Below are 23,267 nucleotides of genomic sequence, written 5' to 3' on the forward strand. Positions count from 1 at the left end.
CGACAACGAACAGTAGGCCGCCATAACAGGCCCAGGGAAAAGGAAACAAACGTTTCATATATACTAAAGTATAGAACGTTCCTTTTTGCATTTTCCGTATTTAGAATCTACATTCCATATACGGGCTTACACAGACCCTGTGTTCCACCAGCCACGCTGGCAACAAACACAACGACAAATCTTCAGGAGAATGCCCATGAAACGCCTACTCCTTGCCGCCGCCGTCTTCGCCACCTGCTCCAGCCCCGCCATGGCCCAGTCGATCGGCGTCTCCGTTGCCTGGTTCGACGACAACTTCCTCACCACCATGCGTAACGCCATGGAGGCCGAGGCCGAGGCTCAGGGCTACGATATCCAGTTTCTGGATGCCCAGGGCGACATCGGTCGTCAGCTCAGCCAGACCCAGTCTCTCGCCGCCCAGGGCGTCGACGCCATCATCATCAACCCGGTCGACACCGCCGCTACGGGCATGATGACTGACGTCGCCGTCGGCAATGACATCCCGCTGGTCTACGTAAACCGTCAGCCCGAGGGCAGCGATCTCGATCACGATAACGTCGTCTTCGTCGGCTCGGACCAGAAAGTCTCCGGTGAAATGCAGATGGAGGCACTGGCCGAGAAGCTCGGCGGCGAGGGCAAGGTCGCCATCATGCTGGGAGAGCTGTCCTCGGGGGCGACTCACCAACGCACCAACGGGGTTAAGGAAGTCGCTGCCGAGTATCCCGGTATCGAGATCGTCGCGGAACAACCCGCCGATTACCAGCGCACCAAAGCCATCGACTTGATGACCAACTGGGTGGTCGGTGGCCAGCAGATCGATGCCATCGCCGCCAACAATGACGAGATGGCCATCGGTGCCCTCAACGCCATGCGCCAGTTGGGCATTTCACCACAGGACATCCTGGTAGGCGGCATCGATGCCACTCGCGATGCCCTAGAGTCCATGCAGAACGGTGAACTGGCGGTCACCGTCTTCCAGGATCCGATTGGCCAAGGCGGCGGCGCCGTCAAGTCGGCGATCGATCTGGCCGAGGGCAAGGAGGTCGAGAATATCACCTTGGTGCCCTTCAAGCTGGTTACTCCCGAGACTCTTGAAGAATTCCTTGCCAATCAATGAGGTGTTCAGCCCACCCGGCGGTGGGCTGGTCCCGAAGCCTGCGGAGGACACAGCATGGCGACAATGACTGCTGAAGACCTGACCCCCGACGCCGCCGAGTTCATTCTCGAGGTGGCCGATGTCCGCAAGACCTTTCCCGGTGTGGTCGCCCTGGACAACGTTCAGTTGCGGGTTCGCCCAGGCACAGTACATGCCTTGATGGGCGAGAACGGCGCCGGCAAGTCGACCCTGATGAAGATCATTGCCGGGATCTACATTCCCGACCAGGGTGAGGTCCGCCTGAATGGTAAGCCGCTGCACTTGCACGGTCCGCTGGACGCCCTGGAAGCCGGCATTGCCATGATCCACCAGGAACTCAATCTGATGCCCTACATGAGCATCGCCGAGAACATCTGGATCCGCCGTGAACCCCTCAATGCCTTCGGCATGGTGGATCATGGCCGGATGTTCAAGAACACTGAAGCTCTGTTCGATCGCCTGGGCATCGACATGGACCCGGAAATGGAGGTCCGCCGTCTCAGCGTGGCCGGCCGTCAGATGATCGAAATCGCCAAGGCCGTTTCCTACGAGTCTAACGTCTTGATCATGGATGAGCCCACCTCGTCACTGGCTGACCGAGAGGTGGAACACCTGTTCCGGATCATCAAGGACTTGCGGGCCCAGGGGAAGGGGATTATCTACATCACCCACAAGATGGATGAGGTGTTCGAGATCGCCGACGACATCTCGGTATTCCGCGACGGCCAGTTCATCCACTCCGCCGCGGCCAGCGACATGACGGCAGACGAGATCATCAAGCTGATGGTCGGTCGCGAGGTCACCCAGATGTTTCCCAAGGAGAATGTGCCGATCGGGGATGTGGTGCTGTCGGTAGACAGGCTCAGCCTGGAAGGTGTCTTCAAGGACATCAGCTTCGAGGTTCGCGCCGGTGAGATCCTCGGGCTCGCCGGCTTGGTGGGATCGGGACGCACCAATGTCGCCGAGACTCTGTTCGGTGTGACCCCACCCACGTCAGGCCGTATCTCCATCGATGGCAAGGAAGAAATCATCAGCTCGCCGCATCAGGCCATGCTGCGCGGTCTGGCGCTACTCACCGAGGATCGCAAGGAAACGGGCCTGTTTCTCGGTCTCTCGGTTGTCGAGAACATGGAAATGGCCGTGCTGCGTGACAGCTACACCCGGGCAACCTTCGTCGAGCAGGATCGACTCGACCAAGAGTGTGATTCGATGAAGGAACGATTGAACGTCAAGACCCCCTCCATGGATGAGCGCATCGGCAACCTCTCGGGTGGCAATCAGCAGAAGGTGCTGATCGGCCGCTGGCTGATGACCAAGCCGCGCATCCTGATCCTCGACGAACCTACCCGAGGGATCGATGTGGGCGCCAAGGCCGAGATCCACAAGCTGGTTACTGAACTCGTCCGGCAAGACGTGGCCGTGATCATGATCTCTTCCGAACTGCCCGAAGTGCTGGGCATGAGCGACCGCATCATGGTGATGCACGAAGGCAGGGTCACCGGCTTCCTCGACCGCAGCGAAGCCAATCAGGTCAACATCATGGAGCTTGCCTCGTCACCGGTGGAACCGCCGGTCGTCGAGGACTGATTATCTTCCCGGACACGGGTGCCAATGAGGTAGAAGACAATGACCAAGACAATGGAAACCACTGATCACCTGGAGGTGGTCAAGAAGCGTAAGAAGAAGATTCCCACCGAGGTAAGCATCTTTCTCGTCCTCGTCGGCATCGCGATCCTCTTCGAGATCCTCGGCTGGGTCGTGCGTGGTGACTCCTTCCTGATGAATCCCCAACGTCTGCTGATCATGATCCTGCAGATGTCGATCATCGGCATCATCGCCATCGGTGTGACGCAGATCATCATTACCGGCGGCATCGACCTCTCGTCGGGGTCGGTACTAGCGCTGACGGCCATGGTCACCGCCAGCTTGGCGCAGCAGTCTGACTATGCACGGGCCGTCTATCCCGCACTGACCGATATGCCCTGGATCATCCCACTTATCGCCGGTGTTGTGGTGGGTGCCCTGTGTGGGTTGATCAATGGTGCCCTGATTTCCTTCGCGATGATTCCGCCGTTCATCGCCACCCTGGGCATGATGGTCAGCGCCCGTGGCGTGGCTCGCGCTTATACCGACGGCCAACCGGTCAGCATGCTGAGTGACGATTTCACCTGGATCGGCTCCGGTGCCAATCCGGTGATCATCTTCCTGGCGGTCGCGGTGATCTTCCATATTGCGCTGAAGTACACTCGCTATGGCAAATATACCTATGCCATCGGCGCCAATCCCCAGGCCGCCCGTGTCTCCGGTATCAACGTGCGTCGCCATCTCGTCATGGTCTACACCATCGGTGGCCTGCTTGCCGGCCTGGCCGGTGTCGTGGCGTCGGCCCGCGCCGGTACCGGTCAGGCGGGCATGGGCTTGATGTACGAGCTGGATGCCATCGCGGCAGCCGTCATCGGCGGCACCAGCCTGGCCGGCGGTGTGGGGCGTATTGCCGGCACCGTGATCGGGGCGCTGATCCTCGGGGTGATGCTCAGTGGTTTCACCTTCTTGGGCGTCGATGCCTATTACCAGGATATCGTCAAGGGCGCGATCATCGTCGCCGCCGTGGTGGTTGACCAGTACCGCCAGCGCAAGCGCAACAAGACCGTCTGATCGACCTTCCCCCCACCTGATATCAGGAAATTAATTGGCTGATAATCAGGTGGGGAGTTGCATCTCTTTTTTATTGGCTCTTCGTCCGTGGGTGTAGAATTCTCCCCACGAGACAACGATCGACTGGAAGACGAGGCTCACCATCGCCACGGCAAGGATGCCCGCATCGAGCGTTGCAACCGGCAACCTGGATGCCGAGGCCCACGATGTCGTCCCAGCGTCCGAGTGGCCCAAGATGATTCGCTCCAGTCGACTCTACCTGCTGACCTTCCTTGGGCTGATCGCCTGGTGCCTCGCCATCGGCAGCATCCTGCCGACCCGATGCGCCTTGTCTTCTGGCATCAACTCGCCATAGGCCTCGATACCAAACGCCTCGCCGATTGCCGCAGCGGTGTGCCTTCCTTGGGGGTCACATCTACCGTACCGACGCTGGCATTGGCGCTGACGTCCTCTATACCATCCAGCTTCGCGATGGCCGTCTCGACCCTGCGCTCACAGCCGCCACAGACCATGCCCTCGATACGGAACCGATAGGTGTCTCCAGCGGTGATGCTTCGCGATTGATCAACCATGGGGATCCTCGAGCATTGCGTTCAGGGCTGTTTCTCCGCAGGATATTCCCTACAGCCACTAGAGGTTCAAGCTGTGAATGTAGACACCACTGGCTTCGAGACTTCGAGTCTGTCGATCGGCACGCTGGCCCATCGCGCGGAATGCAAGGTCCAGACGATCCGTTACTATGAGCAGATTGGCTTGCTGCCACCGCCCGAGCGGAATGCCGGCAACCAGCGGCGCTATACGGAAGACGCCGTCAAGCGACTGACTTTCATTCGTCATGCCCGCGACTTCGGCTTCACCGTAGAGGCGATACGCGAGCTGCTCGATATGTCGGATCAGCCTGACATGCCCTGTGATCACGTCGACGGCCTGGCCAAGCGCCACCTGGAGGAAGTCGAAGCGAGGCTGGCGCGCCTTTCTGTCTTACGCGATGAGCTGCGTCGCATGATCCTGCTGTGTCAGGGAGGCAACGTCGGAGAGTGCCGAATCATCGAGGTACTCAGTGACCATCGGCTATGCCGATATCACGGCCATGACGCCGATGGCAATGCCCGCGACTAAAACATATATGAACCTTTAATAGGATAGCTACATGGAAACCGCCTCACCGATTGTCCTGGCGTTTGTTGGCAGCCTGTCAGCCGGGTTGCTCACTGCTGTTGGGGCACTTCCCGCATTGTTCGGCAAGGTACCCGACCGCGCTTTCCGCGATCTGGCGCTGGGCTTTGCAGCCGGGGTGATGCTATCAGCTTCCTTTTTCTCGCTGATAATTCCTTCCTTGGATGCAGCGGAGCTGCTCTATGGTGGCACGACTTTGCCAGCCACCATTGCCGGCCTCTCGATTCTGTTGGGCATTGGAGCGGTCGCACTGTTGAATGAACGACTTCCCCATGAGCATTTCCAGCAGGGACGAGAAGGGCCCGAGGCCGATTCACTGCGCCGAGTGTGGTTGTTCGTCATTGCCATCACCATCCACAATTTTCCGGAAGGGCTTGCTGTAGGCGTTGGCTTCGGCGCTGGCGGATACGAAAAAGGGTTGCCGTTGGCGTTAGGGATTGGCCTGCAGAACATGCCGGAGGGGCTGGCGGTGGCGGTTTCTCTGCTGGGTGAAGGATACTCCAAATGGAGGGCATGGATTATCGCCTCACTGACCGGCCTGGTCGAACCCATCGGCGGCTTGCTGGGGGCAAGCGTCGTGAGCATATCCCAGCCGCTGCTACCTTGGGGCTTGGCGTTCGCCGCCGGTGCCATGCTCTACGTTATCAGCCACGAAATCATTCCTGAGACCCATCGCAACGGGCATCAGAACAAGGCGACGTTTGGCCTTTCGGTCGGCTTGGTTATCATGCTGTTTCTTGATGTTTCACTTGGGTGAATGGAGAAAATTCCCAGGACAGGAGGTAGCCCAGCATGCGCTCCAATTCGATACATTACCTCCCCCTGGCTGGCTGTCGCACCTTATCCCTACATGTAGAAGCCCGCACCTCCGATTCATGAACCCAGGCAGCAGCGATCCGTAAAGGCCTGACGCCAGCATGAATGTCGTTTTGTGTGGATTTTTCGTCGTTCTTGGTCAAAACGCCACGTCAAGATGACCGCACACTGTAGGCACATCCTCGTTGAGCCACAGGAGGCCGAACGTGAACCGCCATGTCATCCTGACCTGCGCCGTCACCGGCGCCGGCGATACCACCGGCAAGAACCCCAATGTGCCGGTCACCCCCAGGCAGATCGCCGACGACTGCATCGCGGCCGCCAAGGCCGGCGCCAGCGTGGCGCACATCCACGTGCGCGACCCCGAGAGCGGCGCCGTCAGCCACTCCGTCGACCACTTCCGTGAGGTGATGGAGCGCGTCCGCGAGGCAGACGTCGACATCGTCATGAACATCACCGCCGGCGGCGGCGGCGACTGGATCCCCGGCGCCCAGGACCCCACCCGCGGCGGCCCGGGTACCGACATCCAGACCCCGGCCCAGCGCCACGAGCCGGTGGGCGCGCTGCTGCCGGAGCTGTGCACCCTGGACTGCGGCAGCCTCAACTTCGGCGACATGGTCTACGTGAACCCCGCCGACTGGCTGCGCGAGCACGCCCGCCTGGTGCAGGCCGCCGGGGTCAAGCCGGAGCTCGAGTGCTTCGATCTGGGCCACGTCTGGTTCGCCCGGCAGTTGCAGCAAGAGGGCCTGATCGACGGCGACCCCCTCTACCAGCTCTGCCTGGGCATTCCGTGGGGCGCCGAGGCCGACACCGAGTCCCTGCTGGCGATGCGTAACAGGCTGCCGGCGACCGCCAACTGGGCGGCCTTCGGCATCGGCCGCCAGCAGATGCCCATGGTCGCTCAGGCGATGCTGCTTGGCGGCCACGCCCGGGTCGGCCTGGAGGACAACCTCTACCTGAAGAAGGGGGTGCTGGCGACCAACGCCCAGCTGGTCGAGAAGGCCGGGACCATCATCGAGCAACTCGGCGGCCGCGTGATGACGCCGGCCGAGACCCGCGCCCACCTCGCACTGCGCGATCCGCGCACCGGCCAGATCGTTGAACGGGCCGCAGGAGGTGAGGCATGAGCCAGCAACTCTCCGTGATCGGCACCGGGGTGATCGGCAACGGCTGGATCGCCCGCGCCCTGGCCCGCGGCTGGGACGTGGTGGCCTTCGACCCCGACCCCGAGGCCCCCGCGCGCACCCGCGCCTTCGTCGCCAATGCCTGGGAATCGCTTGAGCGCCTGGGCCTGGCCGAGGGTGCCAGCCCCGAGCGGCTGACCTTCGCGGATAGCCTGGAATCCGCCGTCCAGGGTGCCGACCTGATCCAGGAAAACGTGCCGGAGCGCCTGGAACTCAAGTGCGAGATCCTCGCCGCCCTGGACGCCGCCACCGAGGATGGCGTGGTCATCGGCTCCTCCACCTCCGGCTTCAAGCCCAGCGACCTGCAGCGCGACTGCACCCGGGCGCCGGGCCGGGTGATCGTCGCCCACCCCTTCAACCCGGTCTACCTGCTGCCGCTGGTCGAGCTGGTCGGCGGCGTGGCCACCGAGCCCGGGCATATCGAGCACGCTCGATCCCTCTACCAGGACCTGGCCATGCGCCCGCTGGTGGTGCGTCGCGAGATCGAGGGGCATATCGCCGACCGCCTGATGGAGGCGCTATGGCGCGAGGCGCTGCACCTGGTCAACGACGGCGTGGCCACCACCGAGGAGATCGATGCCGCCGTGGTCTACGGCTGCGGCCTGCGCTGGTCGCTGATGGGCACCTTCCTGACCTTCCACCTGGCCGGCGGCGAGCCGGGCATGCGCCATATGCTCGAGCAGTTCGGCCCGGCGCTGAAGCTGCCCTGGACCAAGCTCGAGGCCCCGGAGCTCACCGATGAGCTGATCGACAAGGTGGTCGAGGGCTGCGAGTACCAGGCCGCCGATCGCCCGGTGGCCGAGCTCGATCGCCGCCGCGACGACTTCCTGGTCGAGCTGCTCGATCTGGTGCAGAAGTACTGGCCCGAGGCCGAGGGCCTGGAGGGACGCATCTGATGGTGATCCTGGAGAGCCGCGTCGCCCCCGAGTGGGTCGACTACAACGGCCACATGAACGACGCCGAATATGCCCGGGTCTTCTCCCTGGCGGTGGAGGCGCTGATGGACCATATCGGCCTGGACGAGGCAGGCCGGGCGCGCCATGGCTACACCCTCTATACCCTGGAGACGCACCTCTGCTACCGCCGCGAGGCCCACGAGGGGCAGCCGCTCAGGGTCGCTCTGACCCTGCTGGATCGCGATGCCAAGCGGCTGCACGTCTTCTTCGAGCTGCTCGACGAAGAGGAGAGCCTGCTGGCCACCAGCGAGCAGATGCTGATGGGCATCGACAGCGACGCCGGCCGCCCGGCGCCGTTCCCGGCGGCCGTGGTGCCCGCCATCACGGAGCTTCCCCATGTTGATCGCGAGGCCTGGCCGGAACTGGCCGGGCGCACCATCGGCATCCGCCGCTGAGCGAACCCTCGTGGGAGGTGAGTCGGATCGGCCCTTAGAGCGTCATGAAGGCCGTGTCCTGCCGGTCGCTGAACTGGTAGACCTCGTAGGGCGCCTGCTGAGGGCCAGGCATGCCGGGTGTACCGAGGGGCATGCCGGCCAGGCCGATGCCATCGATGTCCGGCCGTTCCTCGAACAGCTTCTCCACCGCCGCCAGCGGCACATGGCCCTCGATCACGTACTCGCCCATCTCGATGGTGTGGCAGGCGCCGAGTCCGTAGGGGAGGCCAGAGGCTTCCTTGATCTGGCCGAGATCCCTGTCGTCGATGACGGTGACCGCGATGCCCATCTCCTCGAGATGTCTGGCATAGCCATCGCAGCAGCCGCACTGGGGATTCTTGTAGAGGGTCGCCTCGGCCGGCAGGGCGGCCTGGGCGCTGGTGGCGCCGAACAGCAGGGCGCCGGCGAGCAACATGGACGTGGTGGGGCGATTCATGAGCGGTCCTCCCGGTGGGAATGGTTGGATGAGACGAGGTACTTGATGAGCGAGGCGATGCCGAGGCCAAGCAAGAGCGTGATGGTCAGCGGCATCAGCCAACCCATCCAGCTCATTGAGCCCATGAGGGCGAAGCATTCGTTGCTGAACATGGTAAGACTCCTGACAGAGGGGGAGGAATTGCCGGTAACGGGCAGCCAGCAGCGTTACCGAGGTGCTGGCTGCATGGTCAGGATCTTGGCGGTTGGCACGGCGGTGAGGAGGTGTGCTCGACCACGGCCGGATTGGATATGCCGGCCAAGGTGTCAGAGTGCGCGCTGGTGACGAGGGGCGACTCGGTCAAGGCCACACAGGCGCTGCACTCGGGGTCAGTGTCATCCACGATCTCGACCTGGGCCGTCGAGCAGTCGGAAGCGCAGGCGTCCATGGCCGCATGGCCGGCCAGGCTGGACATCGACAACAGCACCGCGAGCAGCAACGCCAGTAGGCGTCCTCCTCGGATGAGATGTGGGTGCCTGGCCTTGCCGGTCATGCTGATGTCCTCATCATCGATACGTCATTCTGTGCCAGTTTTGCGAGTCGCCACATTGATCCAGCGCAAGAGAGCGGGATGGCTGAGAGGTGCCCGCCAGGCGGCGGGCGCCGGGTGTCATTGTTGGCTATTGGGGGAAGAGGCGCCCTGCCTCAACTGTTCGCGCTGCTCGTCGCTCAGCAAATCGAGCATGGCGTTACGCATGCGTACCATCTCACTTATCATCTCGCCCTGAAGCTCGGCCATCTGGCCATGAAGAGACTTCACCTCTTCGGGGTCGGGCGCCTCGGCGTGCATCTCTTCCATAAGCGCCATGCGCAGGTCCATCATTTGCCCCATGCGTTCGAACTGGGCGGGACGATGCTGCTGCATCAGTTCACGCATCTCGCTACGCTGCTCGGGGCCGAGTCCCTGCATCATGCCGTAGCCCATCATCATGCAGGGGCCCATACCGCCCTGACCGTAGCCCATCATGCCGGGGCCCATACCGCCCTGACCATAGCCCATCATGCCGGGGCCCATACCGCCCTGGCCGTAGCCCATCATGCCGGGGCCCATGCCGCCCTGGCCGTAGCCCATCATGCCGGGGCCCATGCCGCCCTGACCGTAGCCCATCATGCCGGGGCCCATGCCGCCCTGGCCGTAGCCCATGCCGCCTTGCTGCATGCCTTGAGCAGAGGCAGCGCCGCTTGCGGCGACCCCCATGCTGGCGGCCAGAATGATGGCGAGAAACTGCTTGTTCTTGACCATGGTATTTCCCCTCATCTTGCTGGTGGTAGAAAAGTCGTCTTCCCCGGTTGGGCAAGGCGTGGGCTAGCTTTCGCTATGAGCTTACAACCTATGGGTAGCCCCAATGTCAAGGCGTGAGATGAATTGACACTATTTTTTGCTGAGTTCAGCCTATTTTCAGGTTTATACGTTACAAGTGAACCTTCCCGACTCGACTCAAAGAGGTCATATCATGCGCAAGACACTGCTGGCTCTGGCACTGGGCCTGACCACGACGACTGCCTTCGCTGGCGCTGGGCACGGCGGCTCCAATGCCCTGGTTAGCGATGAAGACGTCGATCGCACCGTTCGGCTCGAGGCGGGTGACATGTGGTTCGACTCCGAGAATCTCGACATCGCGCCAGGCGACACCATCAAGTTCGAGATCGTCAACACCGGCAACCTCGAGCATGAATTCGTCATCGGCGATGCCCACGCACAGCAAGAGCATCGCGAAATGATGCAGGCGATGACGGGAAGTGGCCACGGAGATGGCGGGAATGGTGGCCATGGCATGGCCGAGGGGGAGCAAGTTGCCAGCATGCCATCCGTGACCATCGCGCCGGGCGAGACGGCAGAACTCATCTGGACCGCCCCTCAGAACGTCGACGGCCTGGAGTACGCCTGCAACATCCCGGGGCACTACGAGGCCGGCATGTCCGGAAACATCGATCTCCAGGGATGATTCTCCCGCATGAAACTGTTGCTCCTCGAAGATGACGACCTGCTCTGGCGGGTTTCTTGACGGGCTTCGGTGAGAAAGGCCTTGACCCTTGGGTGACCCAAGGGTTCTAGGATGAAACCAATAAGAGGGGGGGGGGATGTGCCCATCCGTCAGTGAGCGCAGGGTTCGAGTTATCTCTTGGTACCGCAAGGAGGTTGATACCCATGAGCACTGTCACTTCGGCGTCTTCTGCACAGCACGAGACGGCTCGCGTCTTCCGCATGAAGACCAGGGAGCACCTCTGCCCGTTCGTCTCCCTGACCGAGAACCTGATCATGATGGCCATGGGCATCTGGATGCCCCTGAAACAGCTCGTCCTGTGATGACAAGGAGATATGGATGACCGACTCCACGGATCGAACTCCTGAGTACGAGGAAGGAAGCCTCACGCTAGTCGGTGCGATTGCCCTGGGCACAGGTGTGATGATCGGGGCAGGCATCTTTGCCCTGACGGGACAGATGGCGGAGATGACGGGGCGCCTGTTCCCGCTGGCCTTCCTGTCGGCTGCCCTGATCGTCTCTTTCAGCGCCTATTCCTATGTCAAGATGTCACGTGCCTATCCGTCGGCAGGGGGCATCGGCATGTATCTGCAGAAAGCCTATGGCCCGACGCTCCCTACCGCCTTCCATGCGTTGCTGATGTATTTCTCCATGGTGATCGCCCAGAGCTTCCTGGCGAGAACCTTCGGCTCCTACACGCTCGAGCTTTTCGATGTGGAGAACAGGTCACTGCTTGTCCCCTCGTTGGGCGTTGCCCTGTTGCTTTCCGCGTTCCTGATCAACCTCTCTGCCAACAAGTGGATCCAGGGCGTTGCGTCAGTACTTGGCGTCATCAAGATCGGCGGCATCATCGTGTTCGGGGTGGTCGGTGTCCTGGTCGCCGACGCCTTGGAGATGGAGGCCTCGTCTTCGGCTCCTGAAGGGTCTCTTTCAGGCTTCCTGGGTGCGACCGCGTTGGGCATCCTGGCCTTCAAGGGCTTCACGACCATCACCAACAGCGGCTCGGAGATCCAGGATCCCCATCGCAACCTGGGCCGGGCGATCATGATCTCGATCGCCCTGTGTGTGGTGATCTATGCGCTGGTGGGCTTCGCTGTCGCCAGTAACCTGTCGCTCGGCGAGATCATCGCGACGCAGGATTACTCGTTGGCAGCCGCCGCCCGGCCCGCGCTGGGGGAGGCCGCCGTCTGGTTCACCGTCATCCTGGCCATGCTGGCCACGGCAGGCGGCATCATCGCCAGCGTGTTCGCGGTGTCGCGCATGCTGGCGATGCTGACCGAGATGAAGCTGGTGCCCCATCGCCATTTCCACATGCCGGGCAGCATCCAGAAACATACCCTGGTCTACACCATCGTCCTCGGCCTGCTGTTGACGGTGTTCTTCGATCTCAGTCGCATCGCGGCGCTTGGCATCATCTTCTATCTGATCATGGATATGGCGATTCACTGGGGGGTATATCGTCATCTTCGGCATGATGTCGGCGCCAACCCTGCCGTTCTGGTCGTCGCCCTATTGCTGGACGCGGTCGTCCTGGCGGGGTTCATATGGGTGAAGGCAACCACCGACCCGATGGTTCTCGTCGTTGCCGTTGCAGGGATGGCGCTCATCCTGATCGGCGAATGGTTTTTCCTGTCATCGCGTGAATCGTCGGACGATAACGGCCATTCGCATTCCCACTGACCTCCCCGGGAGTCGGCAGATGGACATCAAGAGCATCGGCATATCGATCCACTGGGCCCGCCAGTCGCACCGACACCTGCCTTGGCAGACGGGGAGGGTGAGTGATGTCTGATAACGCTTCCCACCGGGTGGTCAAGGATCCGGTCTGCGGCATGGATGTCGACCCGCACGAGACCGAGCACCGGGCCTCCCACGCCGACACGACCTGGTACTTCTGCTCCGCGACGTGCCGGGAGAAGTTCGAGGTCGACCCCGAGGCTTACCTGGGCGACACGCCAGCGGCCGAGCCGGCGCCGCCCGGCACGATATATACCTGTCCGATGCACCCCGAGATCCGCCAGGAGGGGCCGGGGGACTGTCCCATCTGCGGCATGGCGCTGGAACCCGAGACGGTCAGCGCCGATACCGGGCCTTCCGAAGAGCTGACGGACATGACGCGCCGCTTCTGGATCGGTCTTGCCCTCGCCCTGCCGGTGCTGGTGCTGGAGATGGGTGGCCACCTCTTCAGGCTCGATCACCTGGTCGCGCCTCAAGTTTCGAACTGGATCCAGCTGCTGCTCGCCACGCCGGTGGTGGCCTGGGCGGGCTGGCCCTTCTTCGTGCGCGGCTGGCGCTCCATCGTGCGCCGAAGCCTCAACATGTTCACCCTGATCGCCATCGGTACCGGGGCGGCGCTGGTCTACAGCCTGCTGGCGACGATCGTGCCGGGCATCTTCCCCGCGACCTTCCGCCAGGCCGATGGCTCGGTGGCCGTCTACTTCGAGGCGTCGGCGGTGATCGTGGTGCTGGTGCTGCTGGGGCAGGTCCTGGAGCTGCGGGCCCGGGAGAAGACCTCCGGGGCGATCCGCGCCCTGCTCGACCTGGCCCCGGCCACCGCCCGACGCCTCGACGATGACGGCCAGGAGGAGGAAGTCTCCCTCGACAAGGTCGAGGTCGGCGACCGCCTGCGCGTACGGCCTGGCGACAAGGTGCCGCTGGACGGCGAGGTGCTTGAGGGACGCTCCAACATCGACGAGTCGATGGTCACCGGCGAGCCGCTGGCGGTGCGCAAGGAGGCTGGCGATGGCGTGATCGGCGGCAGTATCAACGGCCAGGGCTCGTTCATCATGCGCGCCGACAAAGTGGGGCGCGACACCATGCTGTCGCAGATCGTGCAGATGGTGGCCAGCGCCCAGCGTAGCCGGGCGCCCATCCAGGGGCTGGCCGACAAGGTGGCCGGCGTCTTCGTGCCGGCGGTGATCCTGGTGGCCGTGGTGGCCTTCATTGCCTGGTCGCTGTGGGGGCCGGCGCCGCCCATGGCCTTCGGCCTGATCGCCGCGGTCAGCGTGCTGATCATCGCCTGCCCCTGCGCGCTGGGGCTGGCGACGCCGATGTCGATCATGGTGGGCGTGGGCCGCGGTGCCCAGGCCGGCGTGCTGATCCGCGACGCCGAGGCGCTAGAGCGCCTGGAGAAGGTCGACACCGTGGTGGTCGACAAGACCGGCACCCTGACCGAAGGCAAGCCGCAAGTGACCGAACTGCGCCCGGCGGAAGGCGTCGACGAAACAGAGCTGCTGCGGCTGGCCGCGGGGCTGGAGCGCGGCAGCGAACACCCCCTGGCGCAGGCGATCGTCGAGAAGGCCAGGGAGGTGGGCGTGACGCTCTCTGAGGCCACGGAATTCGACTCCCCCAACGGCAAGGGCGTGACCGGGCGGATTGACGGCCAGCGTATAGCGCTCGGCAATCGTCTGCTGATGGAGAGCGAGAAGGTGGCCCTGGCCGAACTGGAGGAGGAGGCCGAGCGGCTGCGGGGCGATGGCGCCACCGTGATCTTCGCCGCCGTGGACGGCCGCCTGGCGGGGCTGGTGGCCATCGCCGACCCGGTCAAGGAGACCACCGAGGCGGCCATCCGCGCCCTGCAGGCGGACGGTATCCGGGTCGTCATGCTGACCGGTGACAACCGCACCTCCGCCGAGGCGGTGGCGCGCCGCCTGGGCATCGACGAGGTCGAGGCCGAGGTGCTCCCCGAGGACAAGGGCCGCGTGGTGCAGCGCCTGCGTGATGAGGGGCGTGTGGTGGTAATGGCTGGCGACGGCGTCAACGACGCCCCCGCCCTGGCGACCGCCGACGTCGGCATCGCCATGGGCACCGGCACCGACGTGGCCATCGAGAGCGCCGGCGTGACCCTGCTGCGTGGCGACCTCATGGGTATCGTTGAGGCGCACCGGCTGTCGCGGGCCACCATGCGCAACATCCGCCAGAATCTCTTCTTCGCCTTCGTCTACAACGCCGCGGGGGTGCCGATCGCCGCCGGCATCCTCTATCCCTTCACCGGCCTGCTGCTGTCGCCGATCATCGCCGCCGCGGCGATGTCGCTCTCCTCGGTCAGCGTGATCGCCAATGCCCTGCGACTGCGGATGGTGGCCCTGAAAACGGGATGAGGCCTCGCGGACGTCCGGCGCCGAGGCCCCGGGTAGCAGGATGTTCCCCCAGTGTTTCCCGCCACGCTGGGCCTTGGTCACGGCGGGAACTTCATGGCATGGGGGCGCGTTTTACCCCGCCGGCCATTCCTGTCATCTTGTGAGCCGAATCCCGGGACGGAGCCGGTATCACGGGCCGGGCAGCGATATGGAGAGGGCTATGAGGGAGCACGGCAATGCAGTCACGGATGGAGGCTGAAGAGGCCTTTCGCCAGCTGGCGGAGGGCCTCGGCCGGAGCGGGGCCCCCGACTTCTACGACACCCTGGTGGCGCGGCTCGCGACCATTCTGAAGGTCGACCATGTACTGGTGGCCCGGGTCACCGAGGATGCCATGGTCCGCACCCAGGCGGTCTGGTCGCATGGCCAGCCTCGACCGAACATCACCTATCCGCTGGCGGGCACGCCCTGCGAGATCGTCGTGGTCGGCGAGGCGACTTGTCATTACGCGGAAGGCCTCCAGGCCCGCTTTCCCGACGATCGACTCCTGCGTCAACTGGGCGCGGTCAGCTACCTCGGCCTGCCGCTCCTTGCCGCGGACGAGACACCCTTGGGCCTGCTCGCGGTGCTCAAGAACACGCCCATGAAGGCCGCTGGCCTGGAGAAGGAGGTGCTGCGCATCGCCGCGGTCCAGGCCGGTGCCGAGCTGGGCCGCAGCCGGGCCGAGCTGGCGGTGAAGGAGAGCGAGCGTCGTCTCGACACCCTGCTCAATCACCTGCCCGGCATGGCGTATCGCTGCCTGAATGATCGCGACTGGACCATGAGGGTCGTCAGCCAGGGGGCACAAGCGCTGACGGGCTACCGGGCCGAGGAGCTGCAGGACAATCGGGTCACCAGCTATGCTGCGCTGATCCATCCCGCCGACCGAGAGCGGGTGTTCGAGGAGGTCCAGGCCGCCGTGGCACGCAGGGCGCCCTTTCGCGTGATCTATCGTCTGCACCATGCCGGGGGCGACACCCGCTGGATGTGGGAGCAGGGCCAGGGGGTCTTCGCTGCCGCCGGTGAGCTGCTCCATCTGGAGGGCTTCATCACCGACATCACCGAGCAGCATGAGGCGCAGCGTGTCCAGGAGGCGGTGATGCAGGTGGCCTCGACCGTCACCACCCGTATCGGCGACGACTACTTCCATCAGCTGGTCAGCACCCTGGTCGAGATCCTCGAGGCGGATGCTGGCTTCATTGCCTTGCTCGACTCCTCCCGGCCGGACGTCGACCCCCTGAGCGGTCGCGCGTCCGCGACCATGAGCATGGTCAGCGTGGTCGCGGAGGGGCAGCGGCTCGACAACTACGCCTATGCGCTGGCGGGCACCTCCTGCGAGCAGATCCTCGGCGAGCGGGAGGCCATGGTCCAGGACGGCAGCACCGCGCGGCTGCCGGGTGGGGCTGGAGTGGCCAGGGCCTGGATCGGCCGTCTCCTGGACAACGCCAAGGGCGAGCCGATCGGCGTCGTCATGGTGCTCTATCGCCGTCCGCTGGAGGCCAACGCCTTCGCTACCTCGGTGCTGCGTATCCTCTCCACCGGCGCCGCGGCCGAACTGGAACGGCGACGCGACCACCGTCGCATGCACCAGCTGGCCTATACCGACGGTACCACCGGCCTGCCCAACCGGGTGCGCTTCATGGAGGAGCTCATGCGCCTGAGGCAGGAGGCCGAGAAGGGCCAGCATCCCCTGTTGCTGCTGCTCCTCGACATCCGCCGCTTCAAGGAGATCAACGACCTCCACGGCCATCAGGTCGGCGACCAGCTGCTGTCGACCACGGCCGGGCGCCTGGCGCGTGCCATGGGGCCGCATGAGGTGCTGGCGCGGCTCTCCGGCGACGAGTTCGCGGTGCTGGTGCCGCAAGCGAAGGCGAGCGGGCTCGAGCAGAGCATCCGGCGGCTGCAGGCCGCCGTGAGCAGGCCCATCGAGCTCGGGCATCGCAGCTTCGTGCTCGAGGTCAGCATCGGCTCGGCCCGCTACCCGCGGGATGCCGTCACCCCCGGGGAGCTTTTCAAGTCCGCCAGCATCGCGCTCTATCACGCCAAGCAGCAGGATGGCGGGACCTGCCCCTTCGACGAATCGATGACCCGGGCGCTCCAGCGCCGCCAGCAGATGACGGAACGGCTGAGCGCGGCGATCAGCGGCCAGCGCCTCGAGCTCCACTTCCAGCCCCAGGTCGACCTACGCACCGGCGAGCTGGTGGGCGCCGAGGCGCTGTGTCGATGGCACGACGAGGCCTGGGGCTGGGTCAGCCCTGGGGAGTTCATCCCCCTGGCGGAGGAGCGCGGACTGATTCGACCGCTGGGCGATTGGGTGCTGCAGGCGGCCTCCCGGCAGATGGCCGCCTGGCGGCGCGAGGGCATGGCCCTGCCCGGTCGGCTCTCCCTCAACGTCTCCGCCCAGCAATTCGTGGATCCGCAGCTGGCCGAACATATCGCCACCCTGACCCGGGGCATCCCCGCCTCGGCCATCGGCCTGGAGCTCACCGAGAGCGATTTCATGCGCGACCCTGAGCAGGCCGTCGGCATCACCCATGCGCTGCGCGAGGCCGGCTATGCCCTGGCCATCGACGACTTCGGCACCGGCTACTCCTCGCTCTCCTATCTGCGCCGGTTCTCGGCCGATGCCTTGAAGATCGATATCTCCTTCGTGCGGGAGATGCTCGAGAGCCACCATGATCGGGCCATCATCCAGACCATCATCGCCATGGCCCGGACCCTGGGAATGAAGACCGTGGCCGAGGGCGTCGAGACGCAGGAACAGGCCGAGGCCCTGGCCGGCATGGGCTGTGAGCAGGCCCAGGGGTACCATTACGGCCGGCCGCTGCCGGCCGCCGACTTTACCGCTGCTTGGGCTCGGGCCATGCGCCGCGAGGCGGCGGGCTAGCGGCAGTGCCCCGGTAGTTCGCTTTGCGTCTTTTCCTGTCAGCGACCCCCGCCTCTCTGAACGCGACATCATTACCCGTATCACCTGGCCTCCCCCAGGTTGATAGGCCATTGTGACATGCCAAATCACGACACCAAGCGGTACCTTTTCGTACGGACTTGCCTGATCGTGACAGCCAGACACCAGCGGGCGTGCGGATACCGACATAACAACAAAATGTGTACGACATCCGTACAGGAGTCCTGCCATGACGACCTCTCCCCAGCCGCCGCAAAAGCCAGCCGCTCCCCAAGCCATCGGGTTCTTGTTGCTGGAAAACTTCACCCTCTTTTCCCTGGCCTCGGCCATCGAGCCGTTGCGCATGGCCAACCAGCTGGCCGGTCGTGAACTCTACCGCTGGTTCACCCTGAGCATCGATGGCGACCCGATCTCCGCCAGCGATGGTCTCAAGGTCACACCGGATGCGGCGATCACGGTGCCGCTGGCGCTGGACATGGTGGTGGTCTGTGGCGGGGTGGGGCCGGCGCGCGCGGTGCAGCGCGAGCATGTCGTCTGGCTGCAGGGGCAGGCACGCCTCTCCCGTCGGCTGGGCGGCATCTGTACCGGTAGCTGGGCGCTGGCCAAGGCGGGCCTGCTGGATGGCTATGAGACCAGCGTCCACTGGGAGTGCCTGGCTGCCATGCAGGAGTCCTTTCCCCGGGCCGTGCTGACGACCCGGCTGTTTACCATCGATCGCGAAAGGGCGACCTCGTCAGGGGGTATTGCCCCCCTGGACATGATGCTCACCCTGATCGGGCGGGACCATGGCCGTGAGCTCGCGGCAGGCATTTCCGAAATGTTCATCTGTGACCGGGTACGCGGAGAGCAGGACCTCCAGCGTGTGCCGCTCAAGCATATCCTGGGGACCACTCAGCCCAAGCTGCTGGAGATCGTGGGGCTCATGGAGGCCAACCTCGAAGAGCCCATCGCGCTCGAGGAGCTGGCCGCCTACGTCGACGTGTCGCGTCGCCAGCTCGAGCGGCTCTTCCAGAGATACCTGCTCTGCTCGCCGTCGCGCTACTACCTCAAGCTGCGACTGACCCGCGCACGCCAGCTGCTCAAGCAGACGTCGATCTCGATCATCGACGTGGCCTCCGCCTGCGGTTTCGTGTCCACGCCGCACTTTTCCAAGTGCTATCGGGAGTTCTTCGGCCGCCCGCCTCGCGACGAGCGGCTGGGAACGAGTCCCGTCAGGTCGCCGGTGCCGCCTTGCGAGCGGGAAGGGGCCAACCTGGAGTTGCTGACCTTCGAGCCCTACCCGGTCGAGCCGGTCTCATCGGCGATCATGGCGCTCGACCAGGCGCGCGGCGAGCCGACCTACGCCAGCGTCCTGCTGCGTTCCTGAGCGATGCCTTCCTGAGTCCCCCCTGCCGGGTCGCCATGCCTGCCCTTGACCGGCAGGCATGGCGCCTGTGTCAGCGTTCGTCGTAACCACGATAGTCATGACGTTTTTGGAATCCTCTCCGTCGCTTCCAGGCGCCGGGCCGGGGCAGGCCAGCGCTATGCTGCCGTCGAGTCGAACACATCCCCGGAGCGGCACACATGACCCCAAGAGAGCTGCACGACGACGCCATCGTCATCGATGGCCTGATCATCGCCAAGTGGAACCGCGAGCTGTTCGAGGACATGCGGCGCGGCGGGCTGACGGCGGCCAACTGCACGGTGTCCGTCTGGGAGGGGTTCCAGGCCACCGTCGACAACATCGTCAGGTCCAATGCGCTGATGGCCGAATGCAGCGACCTGGTGCGTCCCGTGCGCACCACCGCCGACATCACCCGCGCCAAGGAGGAGGGCAGGACCGGCATCCTCTATGGCTTCCAGAATGCCCACGCCTTCGAGGACCAGATCGGCTACGTGGAGGTCTTCAAACAGCTGGGCGTCGGCATCGTGCAGCTGTGCTACAACACCCAGAACCTGGTGGGCACCGGCTGCTACGAGCGCGACGGCGGCCTCTCCGGCTTCGGCCGCGAGATTGTTGCCGAGATGAACCGCGTGGGCGTCATGTGTGACCTCTCCCACGTCGGCGAAACCACCTCCCGGGAGGTCATCGAGGCATCCACCAAGCCGGTCTGCTACTCCCACTGCCTGCCCTCCGGGCTCAAGGAGCACCCGCGCAACAAGTCCGACGCCGAGCTCAAGTTCATCGCCGACCGCGGCGGCTTCGTCGGCGTGACCATGTTCACTCCCTTCCTGCGTGCCGGCCTCGACGCCACCGTGGACGACTATGTGGAGGCCATCGAGTACGTGATGAACATCGTCGGCGAGGACGCCATCGGCATCGGCACCGATTTCACCCAGGGCCATGGCCAGGACTTCTTCGAGTGGCTGACCCACGACAAGGGCTATGCCCGACGCCTGACCCGCTTCGGCGAGATCATCAATCCCGAGGGCATCCGCACCATCGGCGAGTTCCCCAACCTCACCGAGGCGCTCTCGCGTCGCGGCTTCAGCGAGCCCCAGGTGCGCAAGATCATGGGCGAGAACTGGGTACGCGTGCTCAAGGACGTCTGGGGCAGCTGACGGGCAGCCACCGTGGCGGGGATGTCCCCTGCCCGAAGTCGCGGCTTTACCGGCGATAGGTCTACGAGGGGGCGCTGTGAATCCCTCCCTGGACGCTACTTTTGCCATCCATGGCAAAAGACCCCCTCTACGACCTATCCCCGGCGCCGCTCACCTCACACCTCACACACAACAATGATTTAGAGGAATACGACCGTGACCCAGATGGCCCCCGAACTGCCCATCGAGGTGGACGCCGAGACCGGCGTCTGGACCACCGACGCCCTGCCCATGCTCTACGTGCCCCGGCACTTCTTCATCAACAACCATCTGGCCGTGGAAGAGGCCCTGGGCGCCGAGACCTACGCCGAGATCCTCTACCACGCCGGCTACAAGAGCGCCTGGCACTGGTGCGAGAAGGAGGCCGAGTGTCATGGCATCTCAGGCGTGGACGTGTTCGAGCACTACATGAAACGCTTCTCGCAGCGTGGTTGGGGCAAGTTCGTGACCGAGGCCATCGATCTCGAGGCGGGCACCTGCCGGGTGCGACTCGAACACAGTGCCTTCGTCTACCAGCTGGGCAAGGTCGATCGGAAAATCGAGTACATGTTTACCGGCTGGTTCGCCGGGGCCATGGACCAGATTCTTGCCGCGCGTGGTAGCGATCTGCGCACCCTCGCCGAGCAGGTCCAGAGTGCGGCCGAAGAAGGCTGCGACGTGGGCATCTTCATCACCCGGCCGCTTACCTCCCACTCCCAGGGCTGAGGACTCATCACCATGGCATTCGACGCACTCTTCCAGCCGATCCAGATCGGCAAGCTGACCATCCGCAATCGGGTGGTCAGCACGGCCCATGCCGAGGTGTATGCCACCGACGGCGGCATGACCACCGAGCGCTACGTGAAGTACTACGAGGAGAAGGCCAAGGGGGGCTGCGGGCTCTGCATCTGCGGCGGCTCGTCGGTGGTTTCCATCGACAGCCCCCAGGCCTGGTGGAGCTCGGTGAACCTGGCCACCGATCGCATCATCCCGCACTTCCAGAACCTCGCCGATGCCGTGCACCAGCACGGCGGCAAGATCATGATCCAGATCACCCACATGGGGCGTCGCTCGCGCTGGGATGGTCACGACTGGGTCACCCTGCTGTCGCCCTCCGGCATTCGCGAGCCGGTCCACCGCTCGACCTGCAAGACCATCGAGGAGGAGGAGATCTGGCGCATCGTCGGTGATTTCGCCCAGGCCGCACGGCGGGCCAAGGAAGGGGGCCTCGACGGCGTCGAGCTCTCCGCCGTGCACCAGCACCTGATCGACCAGTTCTGGAGCCCGCGGGTCAACAAGCGCACCGACCAGTGGGGCGGGAACTTCGAGAATCGCATGCGCTTCGGCATGGAGGTGCTCAAGGCGGTGCGCGCCGAGGTCGGCGACGACTTCGCGGTGGGCATGCGCATCTGTGGTGACGAGTTCCATCCGGACGGCCTCTCCCACGAGGACATGAAGCAGATCGCCGCCTACTACGATGCCACCGGCCAGGTCGACTTCTTCGGCGTTGTTGGATCGGGCTGCGATACGCATGACACCCTGGCCAATGTCATTCCCAACATGGCCTATCCGCCGGAACCCTTCCTGCACCTGGCAGCGGGTATCAAGGAGGTGGTCAAGGCGCCGGTGATCCATGCCCAGAACATCAAGGACCCCAACCAGGCCGAGCGGATCCTGGAGGGTGGCTATGTGGATCTGGTCGGCATGACCCGGGCGCATATCGCCGACCCGCACCTGATTGCCAAGATCAAGCTGGGCCAGGTGGACCGTATCAAGCAGTGCGTGGGGGCCAACTACTGCATCGACCGTCAGTACCAGGGCCTGGACGTGCTGTGCATCCAGAACGCCGCCACCTCTCGAGAGTACATGGGCCTGCCGCACATCATCGAGAAGAGTGAGGGCACCAAGCGCAAGGTGGTGGTGGTCGGCGGCGGCCCCGGCGGCATGGAGGCGGCGCGGGTGGCCGCCGAGCGCGGCCACGACGTGACGCAGTTCGAGGCCGCGGAGCAGCTGGGCGGGCAGATCACCATCGCCTCGAAGGCCCCCCAGCGCGACCAGATCGCCGGCATCACCCGCTGGTACCAGCTGGAGCTGGCGCGGCTTGGCGTCGACCTGCACCTGGGGACCCGCGCCGACGAGGCCACCATCGCTGATCTGCGACCGGACATCGTGGTGCTGGCTACCGGCGGCCAGCCGTTCATGAGCCAGCATCCGGGGTGGGGCTATGCCGAGAATCCCGAGGAGAGCCTGGTGGTCAGCACCTGGGACATCCTCTCCGGCCGCGTGGCGCCGGGCAGCAATGTGCTGGTCTATGACGCCATATGCGAGTTCTCGGGCATGTCCACGGCCGACTACCTGGCCGACAAGGGGGCCAAGGTGGAGATCGTCACCGACGACATCAAGCCCGGCGCGGCGGTGGGGGGCACCACCTTCCCGACCTACTACCGCAGCCTCTACAAGAAGGAAGTGATCATGACCTCCGACCTCGCGCTGCATAGGGTCTATCGCGAGGGGACGAGCCTGGTGGCGGTGCTCGAGAATGAGTACACCGGTACCCAGGAAGAGCGGGTAGTCGACCAGGTGGTGGTGGAGAACGGCGTGCGGCCCGATGAAGCGCTTTACTACGCCCTCAAGGGAACGTCGCGCAACCGCGGCCAGCTGGATCTGGAGGCGCTCTACGCCATCCAGCCCCAGCCCTGCCTGTCGGAGGAGGGCGAGGGGTTCCTGCTGTTCCGGCTGGGTGATTGCAGTGCACCGCGCAACACCCATGCGGCCATCTATGACGCCCTGCGGATCTGCAAGGACTTCTAACCACCAGCTGGAAGCCAGAAGCTAGAAGCTGGAAGTGAAACGCGCCCTTTTCGCCCTTTT

Annotated in this window: 22 protein-coding genes; 17 read left to right on the forward strand and 5 right to left on the reverse strand. The window is 64.3% G+C overall.

Going from position 1 to position 23,267, the window contains the following annotated elements:
* The first annotated feature begins 196 nt into the window (after positions 1-196).
* Genes OP497_RS04455 through OP497_RS04465 form a run of 3 tightly spaced genes read left to right on the forward strand, consistent with a single transcriptional unit; the run spans position 197 to position 3,790 of the window.
* Positions 197-1,117, forward strand: coding sequence for a sugar ABC transporter substrate-binding protein (locus tag OP497_RS04455; RefSeq protein WP_280546806.1), 921 nt, complete (start codon positions 197-199; stop codon positions 1,115-1,117).
* Positions 1,118-1,171: 54 nt separating this feature from the next.
* Positions 1,172-2,722 (forward strand): sugar ABC transporter ATP-binding protein, encoded by a 1,551-nt coding sequence (locus OP497_RS04460; RefSeq protein WP_280546808.1) that lies wholly within the window; start codon positions 1,172-1,174, stop codon positions 2,720-2,722.
* Positions 2,723-2,773: 51 nt separating this feature from the next.
* On the forward strand, positions 2,774-3,790 hold the full coding sequence (locus OP497_RS04465) for an ABC transporter permease (RefSeq protein WP_280547036.1): 1,017 nt from the start codon (positions 2,774-2,776) through the stop codon (positions 3,788-3,790).
* A 341-nt stretch (positions 3,791-4,131) separates the two neighbouring features.
* On the opposite strand, the gene OP497_RS04470 is transcribed toward OP497_RS04465, so the two are convergent.
* A complete protein-coding gene (locus OP497_RS04470; protein WP_280546810.1) occupies positions 4,132-4,362 on the reverse strand; it encodes a heavy-metal-associated domain-containing protein in 231 nt (76 codons plus the stop codon).
* Here OP497_RS04470 and OP497_RS04475 point away from each other — a divergent pair.
* From OP497_RS04475 to OP497_RS04495, 5 genes are all read left to right on the forward strand, one after another.
* Positions 4,361-4,909, forward strand: coding sequence for a helix-turn-helix domain-containing protein (locus tag OP497_RS04475; protein WP_348533108.1), 549 nt, complete (start codon positions 4,361-4,363; stop codon positions 4,907-4,909). The genes OP497_RS04470 and OP497_RS04475 overlap by 2 nt on opposite strands.
* Before the next feature lie 31 nt (positions 4,910-4,940).
* Positions 4,941-5,723, forward strand: coding sequence for a ZIP family metal transporter (locus tag OP497_RS04480; protein ID WP_280546812.1), 783 nt, complete (start codon positions 4,941-4,943; stop codon positions 5,721-5,723).
* A 265-nt stretch (positions 5,724-5,988) separates the two neighbouring features.
* Entirely contained in the window at positions 5,989-6,909 is a 921-nt protein-coding gene (locus OP497_RS04485; RefSeq protein ID WP_280546814.1) for a 3-keto-5-aminohexanoate cleavage protein, read from the forward strand.
* Positions 6,906-7,862 carry an L-carnitine dehydrogenase gene (locus tag OP497_RS04490; protein WP_280546815.1) on the forward strand — a complete coding sequence of 319 codons (957 nt, stop codon included), beginning with the start codon at positions 6,906-6,908 and terminating at the stop codon, positions 7,860-7,862. The genes OP497_RS04485 and OP497_RS04490 overlap by 4 nt, the downstream gene beginning before the upstream one ends.
* Positions 7,862-8,317 (forward strand): thioesterase family protein, encoded by a 456-nt coding sequence (locus OP497_RS04495; RefSeq protein ID WP_280546817.1) that lies wholly within the window; start codon positions 7,862-7,864, stop codon positions 8,315-8,317. The genes OP497_RS04490 and OP497_RS04495 overlap by 1 nt, the downstream gene beginning before the upstream one ends.
* 34 nt (positions 8,318-8,351) lie before the next feature.
* Here OP497_RS04495 and OP497_RS04500 read toward each other — a convergent pair whose 3' ends face one another.
* The 4 genes from OP497_RS04500 to OP497_RS04515 form a co-directional block, all read right to left on the reverse strand.
* Positions 8,352-8,792 carry a DUF411 domain-containing protein gene (locus OP497_RS04500; protein ID WP_280546818.1) on the reverse strand — a complete coding sequence of 147 codons (441 nt, stop codon included), beginning with the start codon at positions 8,790-8,792 and terminating at the stop codon, positions 8,352-8,354.
* Positions 8,789-8,944 (reverse strand): hypothetical protein, encoded by a 156-nt coding sequence (locus OP497_RS04505; RefSeq protein ID WP_280546819.1) that lies wholly within the window; start codon positions 8,942-8,944, stop codon positions 8,789-8,791. The genes OP497_RS04500 and OP497_RS04505 overlap by 4 nt, the downstream gene beginning before the upstream one ends.
* A gap of 77 nt (positions 8,945-9,021) precedes the next feature.
* Positions 9,022-9,324: a hypothetical protein gene (locus OP497_RS04510; RefSeq protein WP_280546821.1), complete on the reverse strand. Its 303-nt coding sequence runs from the start codon at positions 9,322-9,324 to the stop codon at positions 9,022-9,024.
* A gap of 117 nt (positions 9,325-9,441) precedes the next feature.
* Positions 9,442-10,074 (reverse strand): Spy/CpxP family protein refolding chaperone, encoded by a 633-nt coding sequence (locus OP497_RS04515; protein ID WP_280546823.1) that lies wholly within the window; start codon positions 10,072-10,074, stop codon positions 9,442-9,444.
* Between the two features lie 211 nt (positions 10,075-10,285).
* On the opposite strand from OP497_RS04515, the gene OP497_RS04520 reads away from it, so the two are divergent.
* From OP497_RS04520 to dgcA, 9 genes are all read left to right on the forward strand, one after another.
* The gene (locus OP497_RS04520; RefSeq protein ID WP_280546825.1) at positions 10,286-10,777 is read left to right on the forward strand and encodes a plastocyanin/azurin family copper-binding protein; all 492 of its coding nucleotides are present in this window, start codon (positions 10,286-10,288) and stop codon (positions 10,775-10,777) included.
* Between the two features lie 203 nt (positions 10,778-10,980).
* Complete coding sequence (locus tag OP497_RS04525; protein ID WP_280546826.1) at positions 10,981-11,139, forward strand: hypothetical protein; 159 nt, start codon at positions 10,981-10,983, stop codon at positions 11,137-11,139.
* A 16-nt stretch (positions 11,140-11,155) separates the two neighbouring features.
* Positions 11,156-12,496 (forward strand): APC family permease, encoded by a 1,341-nt coding sequence (locus tag OP497_RS04530; RefSeq protein ID WP_280546827.1) that lies wholly within the window; start codon positions 11,156-11,158, stop codon positions 12,494-12,496.
* Between the two features lie 104 nt (positions 12,497-12,600).
* Entirely contained in the window at positions 12,601-14,916 is a 2,316-nt protein-coding gene (locus OP497_RS04535) for a heavy metal translocating P-type ATPase (protein WP_280546828.1), read from the forward strand.
* Positions 14,917-15,131: 215 nt separating this feature from the next.
* Positions 15,132-17,819, forward strand: a complete 2,688-nt coding sequence (locus tag OP497_RS04540) for an EAL domain-containing protein (protein WP_280546830.1) — start codon at positions 15,132-15,134, stop codon at positions 17,817-17,819.
* Between the two features lie 247 nt (positions 17,820-18,066).
* Positions 18,067-19,203 (forward strand): GlxA family transcriptional regulator, encoded by a 1,137-nt coding sequence (locus OP497_RS04545; RefSeq protein WP_280546831.1) that lies wholly within the window; start codon positions 18,067-18,069, stop codon positions 19,201-19,203.
* A gap of 197 nt (positions 19,204-19,400) precedes the next feature.
* Positions 19,401-20,378, forward strand: a complete 978-nt coding sequence (locus OP497_RS04550; RefSeq protein ID WP_280546832.1) for a dipeptidase — start codon at positions 19,401-19,403, stop codon at positions 20,376-20,378.
* Between the two features lie 195 nt (positions 20,379-20,573).
* Positions 20,574-21,122: a DUF5943 domain-containing protein gene (locus OP497_RS04555; protein ID WP_280546833.1), complete on the forward strand. Its 549-nt coding sequence runs from the start codon at positions 20,574-20,576 to the stop codon at positions 21,120-21,122.
* 12 nt (positions 21,123-21,134) lie between these two features.
* The gene (dgcA, locus tag OP497_RS04560; protein WP_280546834.1) at positions 21,135-23,207 is read left to right on the forward strand and encodes a dimethylglycine demethylation protein DgcA; all 2,073 of its coding nucleotides are present in this window, start codon (positions 21,135-21,137) and stop codon (positions 23,205-23,207) included.
* Positions 23,208-23,267 lie beyond the last annotated feature (60 nt).

The sequence above is a fragment of the Halomonas sp. 11-S5 genome (assembly GCF_029889825.1).
GTDB lineage: Bacteria > Pseudomonadota > Gammaproteobacteria > Pseudomonadales > Halomonadaceae > Halomonas.